Origin of the sequence: Bradyrhizobium sp. AZCC 1719 (assembly GCF_036924525.1) — a bacterium.
Classification (GTDB): Bacteria; Pseudomonadota; Alphaproteobacteria; order Rhizobiales; family Xanthobacteraceae; genus Bradyrhizobium.
Window position 1 is genome coordinate 6636486 of sequence record NZ_JAZHRU010000001.1, and the last position, 21950, is coordinate 6658435.

At 63.1% G+C, this 21950-nt stretch carries 18 protein-coding genes and 1 pseudogene; 12 read left to right on the forward strand and 7 right to left on the reverse strand.

Translation table 11 applies throughout. The annotated features are described in order from the left end of the window. The first annotated feature begins 213 nt into the window (after positions 1–213). From exbB to V1292_RS31380, 3 genes are read left to right on the forward strand one after another with little or no spacing between them, the layout of a single operon-like run. The gene (gene exbB, locus V1292_RS31370) at positions 214–1095 is read left to right on the forward strand and encodes a tonB-system energizer ExbB (protein WP_442895581.1); all 882 of its coding nucleotides are present in this window, start codon (positions 214–216) and stop codon (positions 1093–1095) included. Positions 1096–1100: 5 nt separating this feature from the next. Beyond that, complete coding sequence (gene exbD / locus V1292_RS31375; protein ID WP_334376395.1) at positions 1101–1526, forward strand: TonB system transport protein ExbD; 426 nt, start codon at positions 1101–1103, stop codon at positions 1524–1526. Then, complete coding sequence (locus V1292_RS31380; RefSeq protein ID WP_334376396.1) at positions 1523–2275, forward strand: energy transducer TonB; 753 nt, start codon at positions 1523–1525, stop codon at positions 2273–2275. The genes exbD and V1292_RS31380 overlap by 4 nt, the downstream gene beginning before the upstream one ends. A gap of 56 nt (positions 2276–2331) precedes the next feature. Here the strand turns inward: V1292_RS31380 and V1292_RS31385 are convergent, their stop codons facing one another. Continuing rightward, the gene (locus V1292_RS31385) at positions 2332–5508 is read right to left on the reverse strand and encodes a TonB-dependent receptor domain-containing protein (RefSeq protein WP_334376397.1); all 3177 of its coding nucleotides are present in this window, start codon (positions 5506–5508) and stop codon (positions 2332–2334) included. 220 nt (positions 5509–5728) lie between these two features. Here V1292_RS31385 and mntR point away from each other — a divergent pair, with 220 nt between their 5' ends. Further along, positions 5729–6217, forward strand: coding sequence for a manganese-binding transcriptional regulator MntR (gene mntR, locus V1292_RS31390; RefSeq protein ID WP_442895640.1), 489 nt, complete (start codon positions 5729–5731; stop codon positions 6215–6217). Positions 6218–6239: 22 nt separating this feature from the next. On the opposite strand, the gene V1292_RS31395 is transcribed toward mntR, so the two are convergent. The 4 genes from V1292_RS31395 to V1292_RS31410 form a co-directional block, all read right to left on the reverse strand. Further along, the gene (locus V1292_RS31395) at positions 6240–7646 is read right to left on the reverse strand and encodes a hypothetical protein (RefSeq protein ID WP_334376399.1); all 1407 of its coding nucleotides are present in this window, start codon (positions 7644–7646) and stop codon (positions 6240–6242) included. Between the two features lie 153 nt (positions 7647–7799). After that, positions 7800–9173, reverse strand: coding sequence for an ATP-binding protein (locus tag V1292_RS31400; protein ID WP_334376400.1), 1374 nt, complete (start codon positions 9171–9173; stop codon positions 7800–7802). A 98-nt stretch (positions 9174–9271) separates the two neighbouring features. Next, on the reverse strand, positions 9272–9943 hold the full coding sequence (locus V1292_RS31405) for a response regulator transcription factor (protein WP_028348898.1): 672 nt from the start codon (positions 9941–9943) through the stop codon (positions 9272–9274). Between the two features lie 270 nt (positions 9944–10213). Further along, positions 10214–10366 carry a hypothetical protein gene (locus V1292_RS31410; protein WP_176722012.1) on the reverse strand — a complete coding sequence of 51 codons (153 nt, stop codon included), beginning with the start codon at positions 10364–10366 and terminating at the stop codon, positions 10214–10216. A 260-nt stretch (positions 10367–10626) separates the two neighbouring features. Between V1292_RS31410 and ku the strand changes: the two genes are divergently transcribed. Together ku and V1292_RS31420 are read left to right on the forward strand one after the other, a co-directional pair. Further along, positions 10627–11592 (forward strand): non-homologous end joining protein Ku, encoded by a 966-nt coding sequence (ku, locus tag V1292_RS31415; protein WP_334376401.1) that lies wholly within the window; start codon positions 10627–10629, stop codon positions 11590–11592. Between the two features lie 40 nt (positions 11593–11632). Next, positions 11633–11869, forward strand: coding sequence for a hypothetical protein (locus tag V1292_RS31420; RefSeq protein WP_334376402.1), 237 nt, complete (start codon positions 11633–11635; stop codon positions 11867–11869). Positions 11870–12101: 232 nt separating this feature from the next. Here the strand turns inward: V1292_RS31420 and V1292_RS31425 are convergent, their stop codons facing one another. Next, positions 12102–12266, reverse strand: a complete 165-nt coding sequence (locus V1292_RS31425; RefSeq protein ID WP_334376403.1) for a Flp family type IVb pilin — start codon at positions 12264–12266, stop codon at positions 12102–12104. Positions 12267–12482: 216 nt separating this feature from the next. Between V1292_RS31425 and V1292_RS31430 the strand changes: the two genes are divergently transcribed. Then, positions 12483–12674: a hypothetical protein gene (locus tag V1292_RS31430; protein WP_334376404.1), complete on the forward strand. Its 192-nt coding sequence runs from the start codon at positions 12483–12485 to the stop codon at positions 12672–12674. Positions 12675–12716: 42 nt separating this feature from the next. Here V1292_RS31430 and V1292_RS31435 read toward each other — a convergent pair whose 3' ends face one another. Then, the gene (locus V1292_RS31435; protein WP_334376405.1) at positions 12717–14300 is read right to left on the reverse strand and encodes a porin; all 1584 of its coding nucleotides are present in this window, start codon (positions 14298–14300) and stop codon (positions 12717–12719) included. Positions 14301–14656: 356 nt separating this feature from the next. On the opposite strand from V1292_RS31435, the gene V1292_RS31440 reads away from it, so the two are divergent. From V1292_RS31440 to V1292_RS31455, 5 genes and pseudogenes are all read left to right on the forward strand, one after another. Continuing rightward, the gene (locus V1292_RS31440) at positions 14657–16291 is read left to right on the forward strand and encodes a thiamine pyrophosphate-requiring protein (protein ID WP_334376407.1); all 1635 of its coding nucleotides are present in this window, start codon (positions 14657–14659) and stop codon (positions 16289–16291) included. Positions 16292–16731: 440 nt separating this feature from the next. Next, positions 16732–17313, forward strand: a pseudogene (locus tag V1292_RS33980) (GAF domain-containing protein); the annotation flags it as partial. After that, the gene (locus V1292_RS31445) at positions 17311–20304 is read left to right on the forward strand and encodes a GAF domain-containing protein (RefSeq protein WP_442895641.1); all 2994 of its coding nucleotides are present in this window, start codon (positions 17311–17313) and stop codon (positions 20302–20304) included. The pseudogene V1292_RS33980 and the gene V1292_RS31445, both read left to right, overlap by 3 nt. A gap of 2 nt (positions 20305–20306) precedes the next feature. Next, positions 20307–20696: a response regulator gene (locus tag V1292_RS31450; RefSeq protein ID WP_334376409.1), complete on the forward strand. Its 390-nt coding sequence runs from the start codon at positions 20307–20309 to the stop codon at positions 20694–20696. After that, positions 20693–21940: an adenylate/guanylate cyclase domain-containing protein gene (locus V1292_RS31455; protein ID WP_334376411.1), complete on the forward strand. Its 1248-nt coding sequence runs from the start codon at positions 20693–20695 to the stop codon at positions 21938–21940. The genes V1292_RS31450 and V1292_RS31455 overlap by 4 nt, the downstream gene beginning before the upstream one ends. Positions 21941–21950 lie beyond the last annotated feature (10 nt).

Below are 21950 nucleotides of genomic sequence, written 5' to 3' on the forward strand. Positions count from 1 at the left end.
CCGGCCTGCCACGGCCAGCGATCCGGAGTTCCTCGGCGCAGTTCGCCCTGGCTTCTCCGCCGGATCGCGGCTCGCAAATCCATCAACGGGAAATTGCGGCGGAATTTTCATGCACCATCGAGACCTCGTGCCCCGGCCTATAGCGTTTGCACCAAGACGTAGGCGATGCTACACAATGGGGCTGAGACATTAATTGCGTGCAGAGGCAGATCGATGCGATCCTGGAAAGCATTTCGACGTGGCGCTGTTCCGTCCAACCCTGTCAAAACTCCATTTGGCCTGAAACTCCGCCGCAGCGTTCCGCTTCTGTCACTTCCGCTTCTGTCACTTCCGCTGCTATTGCTGTCATTTCCGGCCGCCGCCCAGGACGCAACGGAAAGGACAGTGATCGCGGCTGCAGCGCTGCCCCGCGATCTCAGCCCCTGGGGCATGTTCATGCAGGCCGACGTCGTCGTCAAAGCGGTGATGATCGGTCTGGCCTTTGCGACCGCGGTCACCTGGACGGTGTGGCTCGCCAAGACGATCGAGCTGATCAAGGCGCGACGGAATGCCCGACACGCCCTGCGCGAGCTCGCCAACGTCCGGAACGTCGAAGACGCCGTGCGGCAGGTCCCCGAAGGCGCGGTTGCCCAGTTGCTCGACGGGGCCCTGGCAGAATTGAGATTGAGCACCGATCGAATGGACAAGGAGGGGATCAAGGCAAGGATCGCTTCCCGGCTGCAGCAGATCGAGGCGGCGGCAAGCAGGCGCATCGGACTAGGCACCGGCGTGCTTGCGACCATCGGATCGACCGGCCCCTTCGTCGGACTGTTCGGCACGGTCTGGGGAATCATGAACAGCTTCATCGGAATATCGAAGTCGCAAACCACCAATCTCGCCGTGGTCGCGCCTGGAATTGCCGAGGCGCTGCTGGCGACGGCGCTCGGGCTGGTGGCGGCGATTCCCGCGGTGATGATTTATAATCTCTTTGCACGCCAGATCGCCTCATACCGGGCGCTACTCGGGGACGGATCCGCAGAGATCACGCGACTGGTCGGCCGCGACCTCGATAGCGGCACCGTGCTGGTGCGGCGGCACCTCGCAGCGGCGGAATAGCAGCCATGGCCGCCAGTCTGAACCAAGGCAACGGCGATCTCGCCGAAGTCCATGAGATCAACGTGACGCCGTTCATCGACGTCATCCTCGTTCTGCTCATCATCTTCATGGTTGCCGCCCCGCTTGCGACCGTCGATATCGCCGTCGATCTTCCGGCGTCGAACGCGCAGCCGCAGCCGCGGCCGGACAAGCCGGTCTATCTGACGGTGAAGCCGGACCTGTCGCTTTCCGTCGGGAACGAAACCGTGGGGCGTAACGCACTGCCCGGCGCGCTCGATGCGAGCACCAGCGGCCAGAAGGATACCCGCATTTTCCTGCGCGCCGACAAGCTCGTCCCCTATGGCGAGGTGATGCAGGTCATGAACATGTTGCGGGCCGCCGGCTACCTCAAGGTCGCCCTGGTCGGGATGGAGCAGGCCTCATCGCCATGATGCAGCTTGCGGCCGAAGATCGTTCCGACCTTCGACGATGGACGTTCAGCAGCCTCGCGGTGCTGTGCGTCTACGCCGGATTGACTGCCACGCTCGCCACCTGGCGCGACGCGGACGACACCGTGGCTGCCGAACCTTCGGGCGCGATCGTGGTCGACCTGGCACCGTTGGCCGCAGCACCAGCGACGACGCCGACCGACATTGCGCCCGGTCCGGAGCAGGTGATGTCGGAGGCGCAGCCGGTGGCGAAGCCCGAGGAGACGCCACCCGATGAAACGCACGAGTTGCCGCCCGCTCCCAATCCGGACGCGGCTGTGGCTTTGCAGAGCAAGCCGCAGCCTGACGTAACGCCGCAGCAGCAGGCGGCAGCCACGACATCAGCACCGCCCGCGATCAACGAGCGGATCGCACCGGTCGCCGTTGCGCCGACCCAGGGTGTGCCGAATGACAAAAATTCGGAGGCCGTCGTGACATGGCGAACCCAGGTCCTCGCTTTGGTTGAAAAGAACAAGCGATATCCGGAAGCCGCGCGGTCGCGGCGCGAGCAAGGGACGGCGCAGGTGTCCTTTACGCTTGATCGCAAGGGAATGGTTGTCAGCGCGCGTGTAACTCAAAGTTCGGGATCCGGCGCCCTTGACGAGGAAGCGCTCGCGCTCCTCAAGCGCGCGCAGCCCTTCCCTTCGCCGCCCGCAATGTTTCCCGGCGAATTCGTTGTCGTGAGGCAGCCGATCCGCTTCACGGTCAAATAGAGGCGCCGACCGCGGCACCTGGTCGCCTGGTCGCGGGCTTCAGTTCGACGACTCAATTAATCCGCAACGATCGCGCCGCCGCCGAATCGGTAGTTCATTCCGATCCTGACACCATCACTGGTCACACGCGTGTTGGCGTCGAACGCAACCGCGGTATTGACCGCCACAGGCGGCGTCGAACGCACCGAGCCGAAATCCATGTGGAGATATTCGAGCTTTGCGGTCCAGTTGCCTGTAAGGCGCGTCTCGAAACCGGCGCCGACAGCCCAGCCGAACCGATACAAGTGCCGATCCAGAGACGCCGTCGTCGCGACACCCGCATTGTCGAAACCTGCAACAGCCGTTGACGTCGTTATCTTGCCGAACGGAACGCCCGCAGTGGCGTAGGCAAGCAGGTCCGGCGTCACAAGCGTTCCGATGCGCCCGCGAACCGAAGCCGCCCACCCCAGACGATAGTCCAGGCTCGCCGTCACGGTGGCATCGAGCGGAGCGAGCGCCGGGTTGCAGATATTACCGGGGCAAGCGGTGGCGCTGCTTCCGCGCTGGTTGCGATATTCAAAATCGCCTTCAATGCCTGCCAGCATCCTGCCCGACGTCCAGTTATAGCCGGCCTGTCCGCCAATACTGGCGGTGTCGTGCGTGGACGACAGGCGGGCTCCGGCAAGCGAGGCACCGGTTGCAACGTCGTTGAACGCAGCGTTGGTAACGCCCTCGCCCCTCAAATATCCAACATTGCCGCCGGCATAGATGCCCGCCCAGTGCCAGGCCGCCGCTTCGAGCACGGGGCTCTTGTAGTAACCGTTGCCGGCGGGCCGTCTCGCCGTGCCGATCCAGGTGCCGGGCGGGCCGCCTGGCCGGTCGACACCGTATTTGACGTTGAGAAAGAGCTTGAAGCCACGACCCGGCTGCAGGATCTCGTCCTTGTGGAATTGAACGGAGTTGCGAATGTTGGCGTTGAGCAGATTGTCGCCGACGACCCCGGTCGCGACCTCAACCGCGCCCCACGGAGAATCCTTCCAGAATTTCCGATGCTCGAGTTGTACCTTCACCAAATCATATCCGGCGGTCGGCGTGTCGAATTGCGGAATGTCGTTCTGCGCAAACGCGTGCAACACGCCGACGCGCGCGAACCAATTGTCGTTGCGCCAGTAGACGCCGCCGCCGAGGCGCATCGGAGGAATGCGCGGCACGTTGCTGCCGTCGGTGAAGGTCGCCCGCACCACATCATATTGCCCGTCGAAACCAAGGATGCCGTTAGCTAATTGCGCGGCGTCCCACTGCCACGCCAGTTCGCCGCCGCGGAAAGTCGCGTCACGCTGATCGTAGTTGACCTGGATGTAATCGGTGCCGGCTCCGCATGAAGCAAACGTTTCCTGACAAAAGATGCCGGTGGCGCGCGAGAAAATGAACTTGTCGTACGACGTGTAGTAGGCATTTGCGGCGAACCTGAAATCGCCATCCGTACGTTTCAAGCCGATTTCCGCGGTCTGCGCGGTCTCAATACCGAGGTCCGGGTTGCCGATCTTGAACGTCTTCTCCGAACCGTCGGGACCCTGGGCGAACAGTTCGAGCGCGCGCGGCGCACGTTCGATCCGTTGCAGCGTCAGGCTGGCGACCAGCGAGGATGGAAGATCCTTGATGATGCCGAAGCTGACGCTCTTCGGCATGAAGTCGAGCTTGGCGGCGGCCCTGCCCGGCTCATCCGGTGGTGGGAGAAAACTCGGCGGAAAGGTGAACGCCGTTCCCGCGACATTGACTCCCTCGATGCGGCCCGCCAATTGCGTGCGCAGCGTGTCCGTGTGCCTGACTTCATTGAGGAAGTACGCCGCCGCCGTTCTGGTCTGGGCCGGAAGCAGGATCGCCTGCCCTGCCGTATCCAGTTGCTGGTAGGCGCCTTGCGCGCCAAAAATGCTGGTCAGCGGACCTAACGGCGTGGCGAACGGCGCAAGTTCGAACTCGAGCTTGCCTTCGGTCTGCCGGTTCTTGAAGGTGGCGGTAATCTCCTGGAAGCCGGTGGTGGCGAGCACCGTCTCGTCGTGCCGGTACTCCGAATATCCGGTCCAGTACCTGATCGCGGCAAGCGCGCTTGCGTCCGGGCGATATTCGCCCTTGGAGCTGATCTTGGTTTGCTCGAGGTCGTTGTGCTGGCGGGCTTCCGCGGTCGCAATACCGGGGACGTAGTAGTCGCTGGTGAAGCGGGAGACGGCGATGCCGGCATAACCGCCGTCGAAAAGCCAGGAGCCGCCGACTGCTGCGCCTGCGCTTTGCGAAGCGGAATTCGGCTGCTTGCCGTTGAAGGCAGGCGCAGGGATTGGCGGGACCAGGTACGGGTAACTCGGGACGCTGTAATCGCTGGAGGAGCGCCCGTAGATGTCGGCATGAACGGCGGCGTTGCGGCCGCCGGCATCCAGCAACAGGCCGCTCTCCCATCCCTTGTTGACGCTCGTCACGCCCGATCTCAGTTCTGCCGCCACTCCCCCGAGCGGCGCAGCGGTCGGAATCCGGTTGTTGTTGACGTCGACGACGCCGCCGACGGCTTGCGAGCCGAAGCGGAGCGCACCCGGTCCGCGAATGACGTCGACCTTCTGGATGGCAAGAGGATCGATCGGCACCGCGTGGTCCTGCGCGATGTCAGACACGTCGACCGCGCCGACGCCGTTCTCCTGAATGCGGACCTTTGCATCCGACAGGCCACGCAAGATCGGGCGCGACGATTCCGTGGCAAGCCCCGCCGACGTTGTGCCGGGCATGTTGGTGAACAGGCTGCCGAACCCACCGTTGCTGCTGCCGGTCTGGATCTGGCTGCTCCCGATCGTCGATAGCGGCGCGAATGGCTGATTGAAGGGTGACGTGGGCGCGGGCGCGGGCGCGGGCGTTGGGCCCGGCAGCGGTGCCGCCACGGTCGTCGAACGCCGACCGGGCTCGCTGCGCGCGGCCCGCCGCGCGGGTTTAGGCTGACGCCCCTCGACAGTCACTTGCGGCATGTCGATTTCCGCCGGCGCGCCCGGCGTGGCTTGCGGTCCGGCCGCCGGGGCCGGCGCGGTCTGCGACGGAGCCGGCTCCGCCGGGGCTTGCCCCGCTGCCGGCGGCGCCGGAGCGGCTGGTTCGGCAGACGGCGCGGCCTGGGGCGTCGGTGGCGCGGGCGCCGCGGTTTGCGCGAGCGCCGCGGCGTGGCTCAACCAAACCACGGCCAGTGCCGATGTGCCTGCAAGGGCCATTCGCGTCGCGCGCATATTCATCCCCAACCGATCGCGCTTCAGCAACAGCCACTTGATAAGCCGCAACACCAAAACGTAGGTAAGGCTACATGTTAATGCTGGACCGTTAACTGTCAAGATGCTGCGAACGAGTCGCAAATTCCAGGCGCCGGCCTGTTGCAGATCGGCGACAAGCCGCCAACTTGCAATGTGGTCGGCAGCACGCCATGGTCGCGCCTCGTCTGGATGGATTCGCCTGGAAGGTGCAGTGGTGCGCAAGCCCTCGACAAATCGGGCCAAACCGATGCAGCCGCTGCCCGCGGAACAAACGCAGGCGCGTCGTTTCGGAAAGGCACGATCGGCGCGATCGACCGCGGTTCTGGAAGACTATGTCGAATTGATCTCTGATCTGCTCGGCACGACCGGCGAGGCGCGCCCGACCGACATCGCGCGCAGGCTGGGCGTGTCGCATCCAACGGCGATCGACACCATTGCGCGGTTGAAGCGCGAAGACCTGGTTACGGCCCGTCCCTATCGCGGGGTGTTCCTGACCGAAAAGGGTGAGACCCTCGCCAAGCGCGTCCGCGCCCGTCACCGTCTGGTGGTCGACGTCTTGCTGGCGCTGGGCGTTCCGCAGGAAGCCGCGGAGGCCGACGCCGAGGGCATCGAACATCATGTTTCCGATGTGACGCTGAAGGCCTTCGCCGAATTTCTTCGCCACGCCAAGGATCGACGCAAGGCATGACGCGATAGATCGAGAGGCGGCGCTAGCCGGCTTTGGTCGTTTTCCGCTCGCCGGTCACGGCATTTTCGGCCGCCCGGTTCATCAGCGACGCGTAGTCATGGCCGAACAGGATTTCGCAGAAGCGGATCGCCGCCTTGGCCTGCATCTGCCGGTAGGCGCGCGCCCTGGTGTCGGCACCGCGCAGCGCCTGCACCAGGCTCTCGGTGGAATGCTCGACGTAATGCTGCAGGTCGGAATAGGTCCGCAGGGTGACTTCGTTGATGGCGAGTTCGCTGGCATAGGTGCGGCACACCGCCACGAAGTCGATCAGGGCGGCGATCTCTTCGATCTCCGCGGCGTCGATCTTCGGCGCCGAAGCGATATCCTTGTCGGCGCGCTGACGCAGGATGCGGCGGACCCGGCCGGGCACGCTCTCGATCTCAGACTGCAGCGAATTGGAAATATCGGCGCGGATCGACGTGAGCTGGCGGCCCCACGCGGAATCGTTGCGCAGATCGAGCTCGGTGCGCAAGCCCCGCACGCCATCGTGCAGGATTTTCAGTTGGTCGCCGACATTGTCGAAATGGCCGCGCCTGATGTCCGTGCGCAGGCAGGCCGTGAGAAACGAGAGATCGTGCAGCGCGATCGTGACGGCGATGCCGTATGGCGTGGCCGCCACGCGAATCTCGTCGTCGGAGGCCGCCATCTTGACCGCGAGACGGATGATCTGCCACGGCGCCGCCAATCGCTGCATGATCAGCGACAGCGCGAACGGCAGCAATTGCGGCGTCTGCAACGACGGCACGTTGAGCGCCGACGTCGCCGTCTCGAGCTGGGAGGGCGTCAGCGCCCGAATCTGGCCGGGAAGCCGACTGCCGAGCGTCTCCATCGCCTCACGGGCCCGCAGCACCGCGCCGATCGACAATAAATCCTCGACAACGTTCGGCGGACCGATCCGGGAGAGCGCACGATGCCTGTCCTCGCCCTGCACCGGAGTGGCGATCTTGACGATCGCCTCGGCTGCGGCGAGTTGGAACTTGCGGGTCGCGGCTTCGAGACCTGCGGTGGAGCCGCTCAGCCTGATTTCGCTGAGCGTCGTTTCGAATGCGCGCACGGCCTCGGGCGCGCCGTCGCGGCCCAGCCATTGCCAGACCGGCAGCAGCGACGCGCGCCGGATCTGCCCGGCGCGCACCGGAAAATTGCCCTCGATGAGAAATGGCTCGAGCGGACCGTACAACAGCCGCGCCGGATCGTCGGTGCGCGGACGCGCCTCATCGTCCTCCTCGGTCCCGCGCACGACCTTGCGCAACTGCTCAAGCACGAAATTGGCGACGGCGAGGTCTTCCCCACGCTCGATGGCGCGCTCGAACTCCCGCATCAGCAGCGCCTGCGATTGAGGCGGGAGCTGGGCGAGATAGTCCCTCAGCCGCTCTGTCGATGTCTGGCTCATTCGCCTGGTGTGGATATGTTTGTGTCACGCGGACGGCAAAGCGCGTCCACCGCCGATTTTAGAAGTGTGCGCGTTAAGAAGCCGTTTAGGAATAACGAAATCGCCCGGGCAGTGCCGGGTGCCGCCCCTTCAACCCCAGGTACTTGAGGACGTTCATATCCCCGGCAATACCAGCTCTGCCCGCAGCCCGCCGATCGGGGCGTCGCTCAGGACGAGGCTACCGCCATAGAGGCCGGCGAGATCGACCACGATCGAAAGCCCAAGCCCGGAGCCCGGCTTGGATTCGTCCAGGCGCTGGCCGCGCCGGGATACCTGCGCGCGCTCGGCAGCGGATAATCCGCGGCCATCGTCATCGACAATGAGCCGCAGCCGCGGCCCGGTGCCGGGCTCGGCCGGCGATTCCGCCCGCACCTCGATGAATACCTGCGAGGCCGCCCACTTGCAGGCATTGTCGACCAGATTGCCGGCCATCTCCTCAAGATCCTGACGCTCGCCGCGAAACTTTGCCTGCGGGTCCGCCTTGACTGCGATCTTGACGCCACGATCCCGGTGGATCTTTTCCATGGTCCGCCGCAGCGCCTCGATGGCGGGCGCGACCTCGGTGACGGTGCCGACGATGGTGACGCGGGCGGCGATACGTGCGCGCTCGAGGTGATGCGCGACCTGATCCCGCATCACAAAAGCCTGCTCCAAAACCTTGTTCGCAAAGGGATCCACCGTGTGGGCGGTGGCCTCGTTGACGATCACGGACAGCGGCGTCTTGATGGCATGGGCAAGGTTGCCGACATGGGTGCGGGCGCGCTCGACGATCTCGCGGTTGGCGTCGATCAGCGCGTTGGTTTCGCGCGCCAGCGGCGCGATCTCGACCGGAAATTGGCCCTCAAGCCGTTCGGCGCGTCCGGAGCGGATGTCGGCGATCGATTCCGAAATGCGCTTGAGCGGCGCCAGCCCGAAGCGGACCTGGAAGATCGTGGTCAGGAGCAGCACGATCCCGAGCGCTGCGAAGGTGCCGCCGAGGTAATAATCGAAGGCGCGGATTTCGTCGAAAATCTCGGATGCGTCGCCGGCCACGCTGACCAGAAACTTGCCGTCGGCGCCGAGGTCGACCGGCCGCTCGACCACCCTCAGATCCTGGCCCTCCGGACCGTCGACGTAGCCGAGACGGATTCCGGCCGGGGTCAGCTCCGCGCCGATATCCTCGAGCTTCGGCAGCTTCTTGTCCCACAGCGAACGCGAAGCTTTTGTTTCGGCCTTCTCGTCGGTCCGGACGATCTGCCAGTACCAGCCGGACAAGGGCAGTTCGAACAGCGGTTCGCCGAGCGACTGGAACTGCTGCTCAGGCGGTTCGTCCGGCGTTGCGACTTCAGCGATCAGGGTGCGGAGGTAGAGGTTGAGGCGGCGGTCGAAGGCGCGCTCGGTCGCGTTCCGGTAGACCGATGACAGGATCACGCCGGTGATAACCAGGATCACGACCACCCACGCGGTCGCCGACAGGAACAACCGCGTGGCGAGCGAACTTCCGCGCATCAGAACAAGATCCCGAAAAGCGTATCCCCAGGCTCCAATCCTGCGGATGGAGACCGGCCTTCGGATAAGATCATGCTCGAATAAAAGAGCAAGGCTCATCAGGCGCCCGGTGACGGCGGCGTCAAGAGATAGCCGAGCCCACGCACGGTCTGGATGATGTCGACGTCGAGCTTCTTGCGGATGCGGCCGACGAAGACCTCGATGGTATTGGAGTCGCGGTCGAAGTCCTGGTCGTAGAGGTGCTCGACCAGCTCGGTGCGCGACACCACGCGCCCGGTGTGATGCATCAGATAGGCCAGCAGCCGGTATTCGTGCGAGGTCATCTTGACCGGATTGCCTGAGACGCTGACCCGCCCGGTGCGGGTATCCAGCGAGACCGGGCCGCAGGTCAGTTCCGACTGGGCATGGCCGGTGGAGCGGCGCAGCAGCGCGCGAATGCGCGCCAGCACTTCTTCGAGGTGAAACGGCTTTGCGACATAGTCGTCGGCGCCGGCATCAAACCCCTGCACCTTGTCGCTCCAGCGGTCGCGCGCGGTGAGGATCAGGACAGGCATGGCACGGCCGTTGCGGCGCCACGCCTCCAGGACCGAGATGCCGTCCATCTTCGGCAGCCCGATGTCGAGCACGACGGCGTCATAAGGCTCGCTGTCGCCCAGATAGTGCCCCTCCTCGCCGTCGAACGCGCGATCAACCACATAACCGGCATCCGTCAAAGCCGTCGTAAGCTGACGGTTGAGATCCGGATCGTCCTCAACAACAAGCAGGCGCAAGCTGGCCTCCAATAGTGAGCCCTACAATATCAGTTCTCATGATGAGGCTCAGCGGGGTGAACGGGCCATGAACGAGGCACACCGGCAGTGCGACTTTTTCGTCATGACGCTTTCTGCGGCCCCGGGCGCGCCCGCAAACCGCAGGCCAAACGCCTAACATGCCCGATCGGATGGCCCAAGGGGCCGGCAGGTTGCTTACAACGGCTCCCGAAAAAGCGGGACCCACGTCTCAGCCGCGCAGATCCTGGTCGCGCAGCCTCGGTCAGTCCCTTACGTGCGGAAGAATATGAACCAGACGATGCCAAGGATCAGAATCGCGAGCCCGGTCGATACTGTCAGGAGCGCAAGCACGGACGGACCGGGTTCGGCTTGGCGTGCCTCGGTCGGGGTTTCGACGATCTGGCCATGTCGTTTCGTTGCCATGGGGACCTCTTCGAGTAAGTGCCTGTAATGTCAGCGAATGCTCCGACATTGCCTGTGAAAGCAACGCATGATCGAATGTGATGTTCCGGTATTGGGCCGTGTCGCGCGGCCGCCGTGTTCAAAAAGGTCGCAGGCCGCGGCCGCAGAACGGCCCCTCGAGGGTTAACGCCGTTCCGAGATTCCGTAGCCCGGCATGTTTGAGCCGGGGTCATCCGGTGGTATCCTTCCCAGTCGTCTGTTGCGTATTTTCGGAGTAGCCCATGGCCCCCCGCGCCAATTGGAAGGGTTTTCTGCGCCTGTCGCTCGTGACCTGTCCGGTCGCCCTCTATCCGGCGACGTCGGACACCGAGAAGGTCTCGTTCAACCAGATCAACCGCAAGACCGGCCACCGCATCAAATACGCCAAGGTCGACGCCGAGACCGGCGAGGAAGTCGCCAGCGAAGACATCATGAAGGGCTACAAGATCGACACCGACACCTACATCGAAGTGTCGAAGGATGAGCTGGACGACATCGCGCTGGAATCGACCCGCACCATCGAGATCGACGAATTCGTTCCGAAATCCGATATCGACGGCCGCTATCTGATCCGCCCCTATTATCTGGTGCCGGACGGCAAGGTCGGCCACGATGCGTTTGCGGTGATCCGTGAAACCATCCGTAGCATGGACAAGGTCGCGATCGGCCGCGTGGTACTGACCAACCGCGAGCACATCATCGCGCTGGAGCCGCTTGAGAAGGGGCTGATGGGAACGCTGCTGCGCTACCCCTATGAAGTGCGCAACGAGCAGGAATATTTCGACGATATCCAGGACGTGAAGATCACCAAGGATATGCTTGATCTGGCAAGACATATCGTCGAGCAGAAATCCGCCTCATTCGAGCCCGAGCAGTTCGAGGACCGCTACGAGCAGGCGCTGATCGATCTCATCAACCAGAAGCGCAACGGCCTGAGCACGAAGGCCAAGGCGCCGCCGAAGACCAGCGGCAACGTCATCAATCTGATGGATGCGCTCAAGCGCAGCCTTGCCAGCGAACAGCAGGCCGCCCCTGCCGCCGCCAAGACCAAGGGCAAGAAGCCGAAGAAGGCCGCCGCCGGCCAGCGCGAGATGCTGTTGCCGATCAGCGGTAGCGGAAAGCGCGCCGCCAAGGAGACGGCGAAGGAAGCGCCGAAGAAGGCGGAAAAGCCGGCGCGTACCGCCGCCCGCACCAAGAAGGCCGGATGATCGGGCAAGGAGCGCGATAGATAGAACCATCTAGCGCGCGATGCCGTGGTCGACCCCGTTCGATGATCCGATACCGCTTCGCGGCGGCCGTAAGCTCGCGACGCTGCAGCAGGCCGCCGACTATGTCATGACATTGCCGGAAGAAGTGCAGCACGAGGCGCACTGGCAGGTCGCGGTGGAAAATCTGATCAACGCGGCCGAGACCGGCGGCGGCTGGCTGATGTTCGCGCGGATCGCGATGCTGCGGGCCCTCAATGCGGACCCAAAAGACAAGTAGCGCCGGTTTCAATCCCCGCCGCCGTCCCCGTCCCCACTGCCAAAGTCCAACCCGCCATCGCAACCACCAGACGACCGGTCGCTGACCATCCAATCGATCAACAAGGCTGCGACCAATATCGCGGAGAACACGCGCCACGGATTTTGCTGGACGTAGGCTAGAATTGGCGGCCCCCAGGACACCAACAGCGGCCCAAACAGCAGTTCCAGCATGTGTCTGTGCGGCCTTGCCGCTACTTGAGCGAGGTGCTGATGTCGTTGAATTTCGTGCCGAGCGCGATGCCGACGCCGTTGACGGCGGTGACGATCACGATGCCGATGCCGGTCGCAATGAGGCAATATTCGATGGCGGTAGCACCGCATTCATCGTCGACAAATCGTTCCAGTAATCGACGCATGGACAAACTCCTGTCGACGCTCCCCGAAATTCTCCCGCGCCGTACTGCTTAAACTCTAGGTCGGAACGGTTGAAGAGGCCTTGCGGAACAGAATGAACGACTGATTAAGACTGATGAGGAATCCCGCCCCGGAATCATGCGGTACGGAAAATTTACCATCGATTGTGTGCCGACCGGCCACCCTCGCCCGACCGGCGTCTTGCGGAGTAAGCGCACATGATTGCGCAGAAGCGCGAAGCGGGAAGGAATTACATCGGTCTCTTGCACGACGAGACCGAGGAGCGGCGCGTCGCCGACATCTCGGCGGCCGCGAACTACGCTATCGTGGATCTGGTACTCGAGCTGATTGCGGCGATGTTCAGCCGCCGGAGCGAAGCGGGGCAGTCACCCCGCCCGCCGTGGCGTTGAGTTGAACTAGGACCGGGCAGGAGCCCGGTCCGAAGGTCGTTCTCAGAAGTTACGCTGGGCGCGGAACTGGAGCAGGACGGTGTCCTGATCCTTGAACTCGTACAGCGCGTTCGGCTTCGGCGCGGTCGCCGTGAAAACCGAAGAGCCCGACATCTTCTGATCGAGGTGGAACCACTGGACTTCGCCCGAGAACGTCAGGTTCTTGACCGGGGTCCAGCGGGTCACGACGCCGAGCTGCGAGACGTTGAAGTCGGGGTTACAGCTATAGGTGCCAGCCGCGGAGGCAACACCCGTCTGGCCGGCGTGGCTCGCGGCGAAAGCGTTGCAATAAGCGCCCTTGGCCGTCGTGGTTCCCGCACCCAGCAGGTTGTCGTCGGCTCCGCCGTCATACCTGACGGCGGCATAGCTGCCGAACAGGCTGGTCGACCAGTACGGATTCCAGTTGTGATTGAATGCTCCGCGGACGCCCCAGGCCGTCGTCAAAGCGATACCGCCGGTGCCGGCCGCGCCCGGGAAGTAGACGCCGTCGGTGGTCGCGCCGAAGCCGACGCTCTGATAGCCGAAGCCGCTATCGCCGAACATCGCAAAATTCGGTGAGGAGCCGCTGGTGGAGATGACGTACTTGGTGGCGCCCTTGGCGTAGGAAACGTCGAGCTTGATGTCGTCGCCTGCACCGGTCGGAATGTTCTTGATCTGCAACGCCGCCATCACCGCGCCGCCCCACTTGCTCTCGGGGTGGCCGCTGATTTCGGAAAGTGCGTTCGGGGCAGCGCCGGCGCCTAACGTGTTGTACGAGCCGTTCACCTCATGCGCGGCAGCCGAAAGCTGGAACAGACCCCAGGCCTGATCGACCCGGATTCTGCCGACGATGTCCGGAGCGTGCACGCCAGCATAGGCATTCGACCCAGTTCCGTTGGCGCCGATCGCGCTGGGGATGCTCAGATTATAGACGGCAGTGCGCTCCCACACGGTCGGATCGTCGAGACCGATCGAGGCCGATACACCGTTGCCGAACTCGGCGGTGTACTGGATGTTGTTGACGCCGGTGTCGGTATTCTGACCGCCGAGCAAGTTGGAGTTGATGTTGCCCGGGAACCCCTGCCACGGCGTGGAATAGGCCGATGCGGATTTACCGAAGGTGAAACCGGCGAACTGAATGAAGAGGTATTCGACTGCGACATAGCCGCCGCCGGCGGTCGACAGCGAATTCGAACTGAATGGCAGAGTCGGATTGGCGCTGCCGCCACCGATATTGTTGAACTGGAAGTCGCCCTGGCCGAAGGTGCGGACCACGCCATACTCGGTCGCGGTGCGGGTGTCGACCGTCAGCGCCATACGGGAGCGGGCGACGAAATAATCGCGATAGCGGTTTTGCTGGCCGAGATCGCCGCTCCAGGCCGGCGTACCGTGAGCCCCGCCATTGAAGGTCACGTCCGCACGCAGGTAACCGCCGATCTTGATGCAGGTATCGGTACCCGGGATGTAGAAGAAGCCGGCGCCGTAAAGCGAACAGATCCTTACGTATTCGACTGCCTTGGCCTTGACCGGAAGATCGGCCGCCTGTGCACCGCTCAGGGCGATCAGACTTGCCGCTGAGCCGAGAATGAGTGTGCGCGCCCCAATCATTTTAAACTCTCCTGTCCTGCGATTCATGCAGTTGCATGCTGCACTGGTAATCCAAAAATCCTTACTGTGAATGACAAGCCCGTGATGCCGCTTCACTTGGGCTGCGGCTGTGATGTTTTCGCAACGCAGTGGGATCGAACCGCAGGTCGGACGATACTTTTTCAGTCAGATAAGCCGCGCTTATAGCAACAACGTTCTCACCCTGTTGACGGCCGATCGCGGCCAAAGCTTACGAAACGCATATCAGCACTTCCGCGCGCACGTGCCGCTTCGCTTTACCGCGCGCGGAAATCCTGTTCCTACTGTCGCAAATCGGCCGGACCCAAACCGGCCTGCATCCAGGGGGAGAGACCGTCATGAAACTCGGCGCCGCCATCGCAGAAATCATGAAGCGCGAGGGAATCGAAATCCTCTGCGGCTATCCGGTCAATCATCTCATCGAATATGCCGCCAATGCCGATATCCGCCCGGTGATGGTGCGGCAGGAACGCATCGGCGTTCACATGGCGGATGCGATCTCGCGCGTTACCTCGGGCCGCTCGATCGGCGCGTTCTGCATGCAGCACGGGCCCGGCGCCGAGAACGCGATGGGCGGCGTGGCGCAATGCTACGGCGAATCCGTTCCCGTGCTGGTGCTGCCGATGGGCTATGCGCGCAGGCTCGCCAATGTCGACCCGAACTTCAATTCCAGCCAGGCGATGAAGGCGTTCTCGAAGTCATCCGAGCCGATCAATATCGCGGCAGAAGTCTGCAACATCTTCCGGAGAGCGTTCACCAAATTGAAGAACGGCCGGGGGGGACCTGTCATTGTCGAAATCCCGGCCGACATGTGGAACGAGGAAGTGCCGGAGCCTCTCAACTATACGCCGGTGCTGCGCACCCGCTACGGTGCAGACCCCGTGCATGTAAAGGAAGCGGCGGCCCTGCTCGTCGCAGCGAAGCGTCCGGTGATCTATGCCGGTCAGGGCGTGCATTACGCAAAGGCCTGGCCGCAGCTCAGACGGCTGGCCGAGCGCCTCGCCATCCCCGTCACGACAAGCCTTGGCGGCAAGTCGTCATTTCCCGAGACCCATCCGCTATCGCTGGGCTCGGGCGGCCTCGCCGTGCCACGCGCGGTGCCGAAATTCTTGGGCGACGCCGACGTGATCTTCGGCATCGGCTGCTCGTTCACCGAAACCTCGTTCGGCATCGCCATGCCGAAGGGCAAGACCATCATTCATTCGACGCTCGATCCCAATCATCTCAACAAGGATGTCGAGGCCAAAATCGGTCTGGTCGGCGATGCCGCCCTGGTCCTCGATGCCTTGCTGGAAGAGATCGGCAAGACCGTTACGTCCGATCGGGACGCAACCGCGGTCGCCGCCGAGATCGCCGCCTCTCACAAGGAGTGGCTGGCGAAATGGATGCCGAAGCTGACGCATAACGAGGCGCCGCTGAGCCCCTATCGCGTGCTGTGGGACCTGCAGCACACTGTCGACATCAACAACACCATCATCACCCACGACGCCGGCAGCCCGCGCGACCAGCTCTCGCCGTTCTGGAAATCGGTCGAGCCTCTGTCCTATATCGGCTGGGGCAAGACCACGCAGCTCGGCTACGGCCTTGGCCTTGCGATGGGCGCCAAGCTGGCAAAACCCGACAAGCTCTGCATCAACGTCTGGGGCGACGCCGCGATCGGCTTCACCGGCATGGATTTCGAAACCGCGGTGCGCGAGCGCATCCCGATCATGTCGATCCTGCTGAACAATTTTTCCATGGCGATCGAATTGAAGGTGATGCCGATCTCGACCGAGAAATACCGCTCCACCGACATTTCCGGCGACTACGCCGCGATGGCGCGCGCGTTCGGCGGCTATGGCGAGCGGGTGTTGAGGCCGGAAGACATCATCCCCGCCATCAAGCGCGGTATCCAGAAGACGCAAGAAGGCGTCCCGGTGCTGTTGGAATTCATCACCAGCAAGGAGACCGAGGTGTCGCGACCGGGGACTTGAGGCCCGAGCAACCGCCCTCGCCGATGCGCGCGTCACCATCATCTAAACCGGGCTTCGGCAGTGCACCGGAGGGTCCCCAAACAAAAATCTCGAAAACAACCCCATGCAAAGTAGAGGAGGCTCGGCGGCCGCGGTAACGCCTTACTCCGCCGGGCCGGCGAGCGGCCGCTCTTTCATGAGGACATCACCGCCCGGCAGCAGGCGTGTATGACGGATTCGAATGGATCGCGCCGCTCATTCCCGATGGTCGCCGAAAGGCCACCTTTAGACCTCCATGAGCGCTGGCTCTAACGCTTCCAAGATGAAATAATCCAGTTGGAACCGCGGCGCGAGTGACCAATCGATCATGCGCCGCGCTCCGGGCATGGACAGTTGGAATGGCGACGCTTCCCGAGAACAGGTCGGTCGCGATCGATGAGCTGGAATCAGCCATCACCGAGATGGAGTCGCGCCTCGAATCCGCCCGCGCCGAACGCAACGAGGCGAAGGCACGCCAGGTCGAGCTCGAGATCGAGAATGCGAATCTGCGTCGAGAACTGAACCTCGCGCGTGAGCAGCAGAAGGCTTCCGCCGGCATTCTCAGTGTCATCAGCAGTTCGGTGGCCGATACCAAACCGGTATTCGAAAGCATCCTCTCCAGCATCAAGCATCTTTTTGACAGCGAGGAGAGCCTGATTTTTCTCGCCAGCGAAGAAGGCCTGTTGCAAATTGCCGCCGCGCGCGGGGCAAACGCCGAGGCGGCGCGCGAGCGGTTTCCAATTCCGATTGAAGGAACGGCAAGCGAGCTTGCGATTCGCGAGCGACGCCTGGTGCGTTCTGCCGACGTCCAGAACGATCCGGACGTGCCGATCGACCTGCGCGAGACCGCTCGCAGGATCGGGCAAAACTATTCGATGGCCATTGCACCCATGCTCTGGAAAGACCAGGCAATCGGCACGATTTTCGTGGGCCGCACCTCGATGGTGCCGTTTACGGACCGGGAGTGCGAACTGCTGAACAGTTTCGCCGACCAGGCGGTCATTGCAATCCAGAACGCACGGCTGGTCAACGACACCCGCGAGGCGCTGGAACGGCAGACCGCGACCGCCGACATCCTCAAGGTGATCGCCTCCTCGCCTTCGGACGTGCAGCCGGTGTTCGAAGCCATCGCAGAAAGCGCCAAGCATTTGCTGGGCGGGTTCTCAACCACGGTACTGCATTTCATCGGCGATGAGCTTCATCTGGTCGCCTACACACCGACCAGTCCTGAAGCCGATGAAGCGCTGAAGGCCTCCTTCCCGCGCAAGCTCGCGGAATTCCCGACCTTTGCACTGGTCCGCAACGGCGAGACCATCCAGTTTGCCGATACCGAAGCCGAAGAGGTGCCGGACGCAAACCGTGAATTGGCCCGGCTGCGCGGCTTCCGCAGCGTGCTGTTCACGCCGCTGATGAACCGCGGCACGCCGGTCGGCATGCTCAGCGTGACGCGCAAAGAGCCCGGCGCCTTCGCGCCTCACCACGTACAACTGCTGCAGACCTTCGCCGACCAGGCGGTGATCGCAATCGAGAATGCGCGGCTGTTCAACGAAACCAAGGAAGCGTTGGAACGGCAGACCGCCACGGCCGATATCCTCAAGGTCATTGCGTCCTCGCCGTCCGACGTACAGCCGGTGTTCGACGCCATTGCACACAGCGCCAATCGCCTGATCGGCGGCTTCTCGGCCGCCGTGTTCCGCTACATCGACCACAAGATCCATCTGGCGGCCTTCACGCCAACTGATCCGGCCGGCGATGCCGTGCTGCAGTCCTCATTCCCGGTGCCGCTGGAGGAGTTTCCGCCCCACCGGCTGACGTGCGACGGCGCGCCGGCTGAACTGCCCGACACCGATCTCGAACCGGCGGCGCGCGACATCGCGCGCGCCCGCGGCTACCGCAGCATGCTTTTCGCACCGCTGATGAATGACGGCGCGGCGACCGGCATCATCACCGTCACCCGCGTCGCGCCCGGCCCGTTCGGCGAACAACATACCCGCTTGCTGCAGATGTTCGCCGACCAGGCCGTGATCGCGATAAAGAATGTCCGCCTGTTCGATGAGGTGCAGGCCAAGACCCGTGAGCTTGAGGAAGCTCTCACCTATCAGACCGCGAGCAGCAACATCCTCGGCGTCATCGCCTCTTCACCTACGGAGGTTGCACCCGCGCTGCAAGCGATCGTAGAGAGCGCCTGCAAGCTTTGTGATGCCTATGACGCCAATGTGCTGTTGAAGATCGGCAACGATCTGCATTTCAGCGCGCATCACGGGCCAATACCGACAGGTACGCACGCGCGTCCGCTCAATCGGGAATGGGTCACGGGACGCTCGGTTGTCGACAAAGTGCCGGTGCAGGTCCCGGATTTCGAGGCTCCGGACGCGGCCGAATTCCCCGAGGGGCAGCGGCAGTCGCGCGAACAGGGTCACCGCTGTACACTGAGCGTACCGTTGTTGCGGGAGGGAGAAGCAATTGGCGCGATCGCCCTTCGCCGGATGGAGCCCGTTGCCTTCAGCGACAAGCAGATCAGCCTGTTGCAGACCTTTGCCGATCAAGCCGTGATTGCCATCGGCAATGTGCGACTTTTCGAAGAGGTGCAGGCCAGGACGCGCGATCTGCAGGAAGCCCTCACCTACCAGACCGGCAGCGCCAACATTCTGCAGGTGATCGCCTCCTCGCCGACCGACCTCGATCCGGTACTGCAGTCTATCGTCGAAAGCGCCTGTGATCTGTGTGCGGCAAGCGATGCGGTCGTGCAGCTCCGGGACGGCGACGATCTGCGCTTCAGGGCGCATCATGGCCCCATCGATATCAATGTCGAGAAATGGCCGATCGGACGCGACTGGGCAGCCGGTCGGGCTTTCCTGGACCAGACCACAGTCCACGTGACCGACGTTTTCTCGGAACAAGCGAACGACTTCGCCGGCAGCCGGGAGCTGTCGCATCACACCGGCGGCGACGGCGTCCGCACCGTCCTGAGCGTCCCCCTGCTGCGCGAGGGCGAGAGCCTGGGAGCCCTCACGCTTCGCCGCCAAGAGGTGGAGCCATTCAGCGACAAGCAAATCGCCCTGCTCCGGACCTTTGCCGATGAGGCGGTGATCGCCATCGGCAATGTGCAGCTGTTCGAGGAGGTGCAGGCGCGGACGCGCGAGCTGTCAAAATCCCTCGAGGACCTCCGCACCGCGCAGGACCGCCTCGTGCAGACCGAAAAGCTCGCCTCGCTCGGGCAGCTCACCGCGGGCATCGCCCACGAGATCAAGAACCCGCTGAACTTCGTCAACAATTTCGCAGCCCTATCAGCGGAGTTGACCGACGAGCTGAACGACGTCCTCAAGCCCACTGAGCTCGCCGAAGAGGTCCGTGCGGAAGTCGATGAGTTGACGGGGCTGTTGAAAGACAACCTGGAAAAGGTCGTACAGCACGGCAAGCGCGCCGATTCCATCGTCAAGAACATGCTCTCGCATTCGCGCGAAGGCGGCGGCGAGCATCGGCCGTCCGACATCAATGCGCTGGTCGATGAGAGCCTCAACCTCGCCTATCACGGCGCCCGCGCCGAGCAGCCGGGCTTCAACGTCACACTCGAGCGCGATTTCGATCCGGCCGCCGGTCAGGTCGACCTGTTCCCGCAGGAGATCACCCGCGTCCTCCTCAATCTCGTCTCGAACGGGTTCTATGCCGTGACCAAGCGCCGAAAGGAAAGCGGCGAACCCGGCTTCGAGCCGACACTGCGGGCCGGCACCAAGGACCTCGGCGATGCCGTCGAAATCCGCATCCGCGACAACGGCACCGGCATTCCGCCCGAGGTAAGGGAGAAGATGTTCAATCCGTTCTTCACCACCAAGCCGGCCGGCGAAGGTACTGGTCTGGGCCTATCGATGAGCCACGATATTATCGTGAAGCAACATGGCGGCACCATTGACGTCGATACTGAACAAGGCCATTTCACCGAATTCCGCATCGTGCTGCCGCGAACAAGCAATTTTGCGGAAAAGTCCAGAGGATAGCCGTGAGTGTTCTGGTTCTAGTTGTGGATGACGAGCCCGACGTGGAAGCGTTGTTCCGCCAGCAATTCCGCCGCGACCTGCGTGCACAGCGATTCGTCATGGACTTCGCCAGGTCAGCGCCTGACGCTTTGGCGCGGGTCGGCTCGACCATCGAGCATTCGCTGATCCTGATCCTGTCCGACATCAACATGCCCGGCATGACCGGGCTGGAAATGCTGCCCAAGGTCAAGGAGATGCGGCCAGAGGTACCGGTCATCATGATCACGGCCTATGGCGATGCCGACACCAAACGCAAGGCGCTCGAGAATGGCGCAACTGACCTTCTGACCAAACCGATCGACTTCGTGACGCTGCGTCAGGAGATCGATGCCAGGCTCGAGCAAGCCGCATGACCGCAACCATCCTCGTGGTCGATGATGAGCCGGATCTGGAGGCGCTGATCCTTCAGAAATTCCGACGGCAGGTTCGCGACGGATTGGTCAGCTTCATGTTTGCGCGTGATGGGCTCGAGGCGTTGCAGTCGCTCGAAGCGCATCCGCACGTCGACCTGGTGGTCTCCGACATCAACATGCCACGAATGGACGGCTTGTCGCTGCTTGCCAAGCTGCAAGAATTTGAGGACAAGAAATCGACCATTGTCGTGTCGGCTTACGGCGACATGAACAACATCCGCACCGCGATGAATCGCGGCGCATTCGATTTCGTGACCAAGCCGATCGATTTCGCCGATCTCGAAGCGACGATCGACAAGACCCTTCGGCACATAGAAGTGCTGCGCGAGGCGCGTCGCCGTCAGGTGGAAGCCGAGCGCGCCCATGCTTCGCTCTCCCGCTATTTCTCGCCCGCGCTCGCCAAGCGGCTGGCGGCCAGCGTAGGCGACGGCACGGAGGTAACCTGGCGCGACGTTGCGGTCATCTTCACCGACATAACCGGCTTCACCTCGCTCGTGGAGACTGCCGCGCCCGAACTCCTTGGAGAATTGCTTAACGAATATGTGGCCGGAATGACCGATGTCGTCTTCGCGCATGAGGGGACCGTGGCAAAGGTGATCGGCGATGCGATCGAGGTACTGTTCAATGCGCCCAGCGACCAGCCCGACTATGCGACGCGTGCAGTCGCCTGTGCGCGGGAGCTCGACGCATGGGGGGAAGCGTTTCGCGAACGGTGGAAGGCGAGAGGCGTGAATTTCGGCGCCACCCGCATCGGCGTTCACGCCGGTCCTGCACTGGTCGGCAATTTCGGGGGCAGCCGCTTCTTTGACTACACTGCTTACGGCGACACCATCAACACGGCAGCCAGGCTTGAAGCGGCGAACAAGTTTCTCGGCACACGGATCTGCGTCAGCGCGACAATTGTAAACGCAGTGGAGAATTTCATGGGCCGACCGGTCGGCGATCTCGTGCTGCGTGGGCGCAGCGAACCATTGCGCGCCTACGAGCCCCTATCGGCTGCGAGTTTCGGTGCTCCGGCGGCATCGCAGTATGGCGAAGCTTTCGCCAGGCTCGAGGCCGGTGATGGCAATGCAATGCCGGCCTTTGCCGCGCTCGTCGGCTCGCACGCCGAGGATCCTCTGGCCAACTTTCACCTAAAGCGGCTCCTCAACGGCGCGAAGGGTGTCCGTATCCAGCTTGAATAGCCAAGCAGCC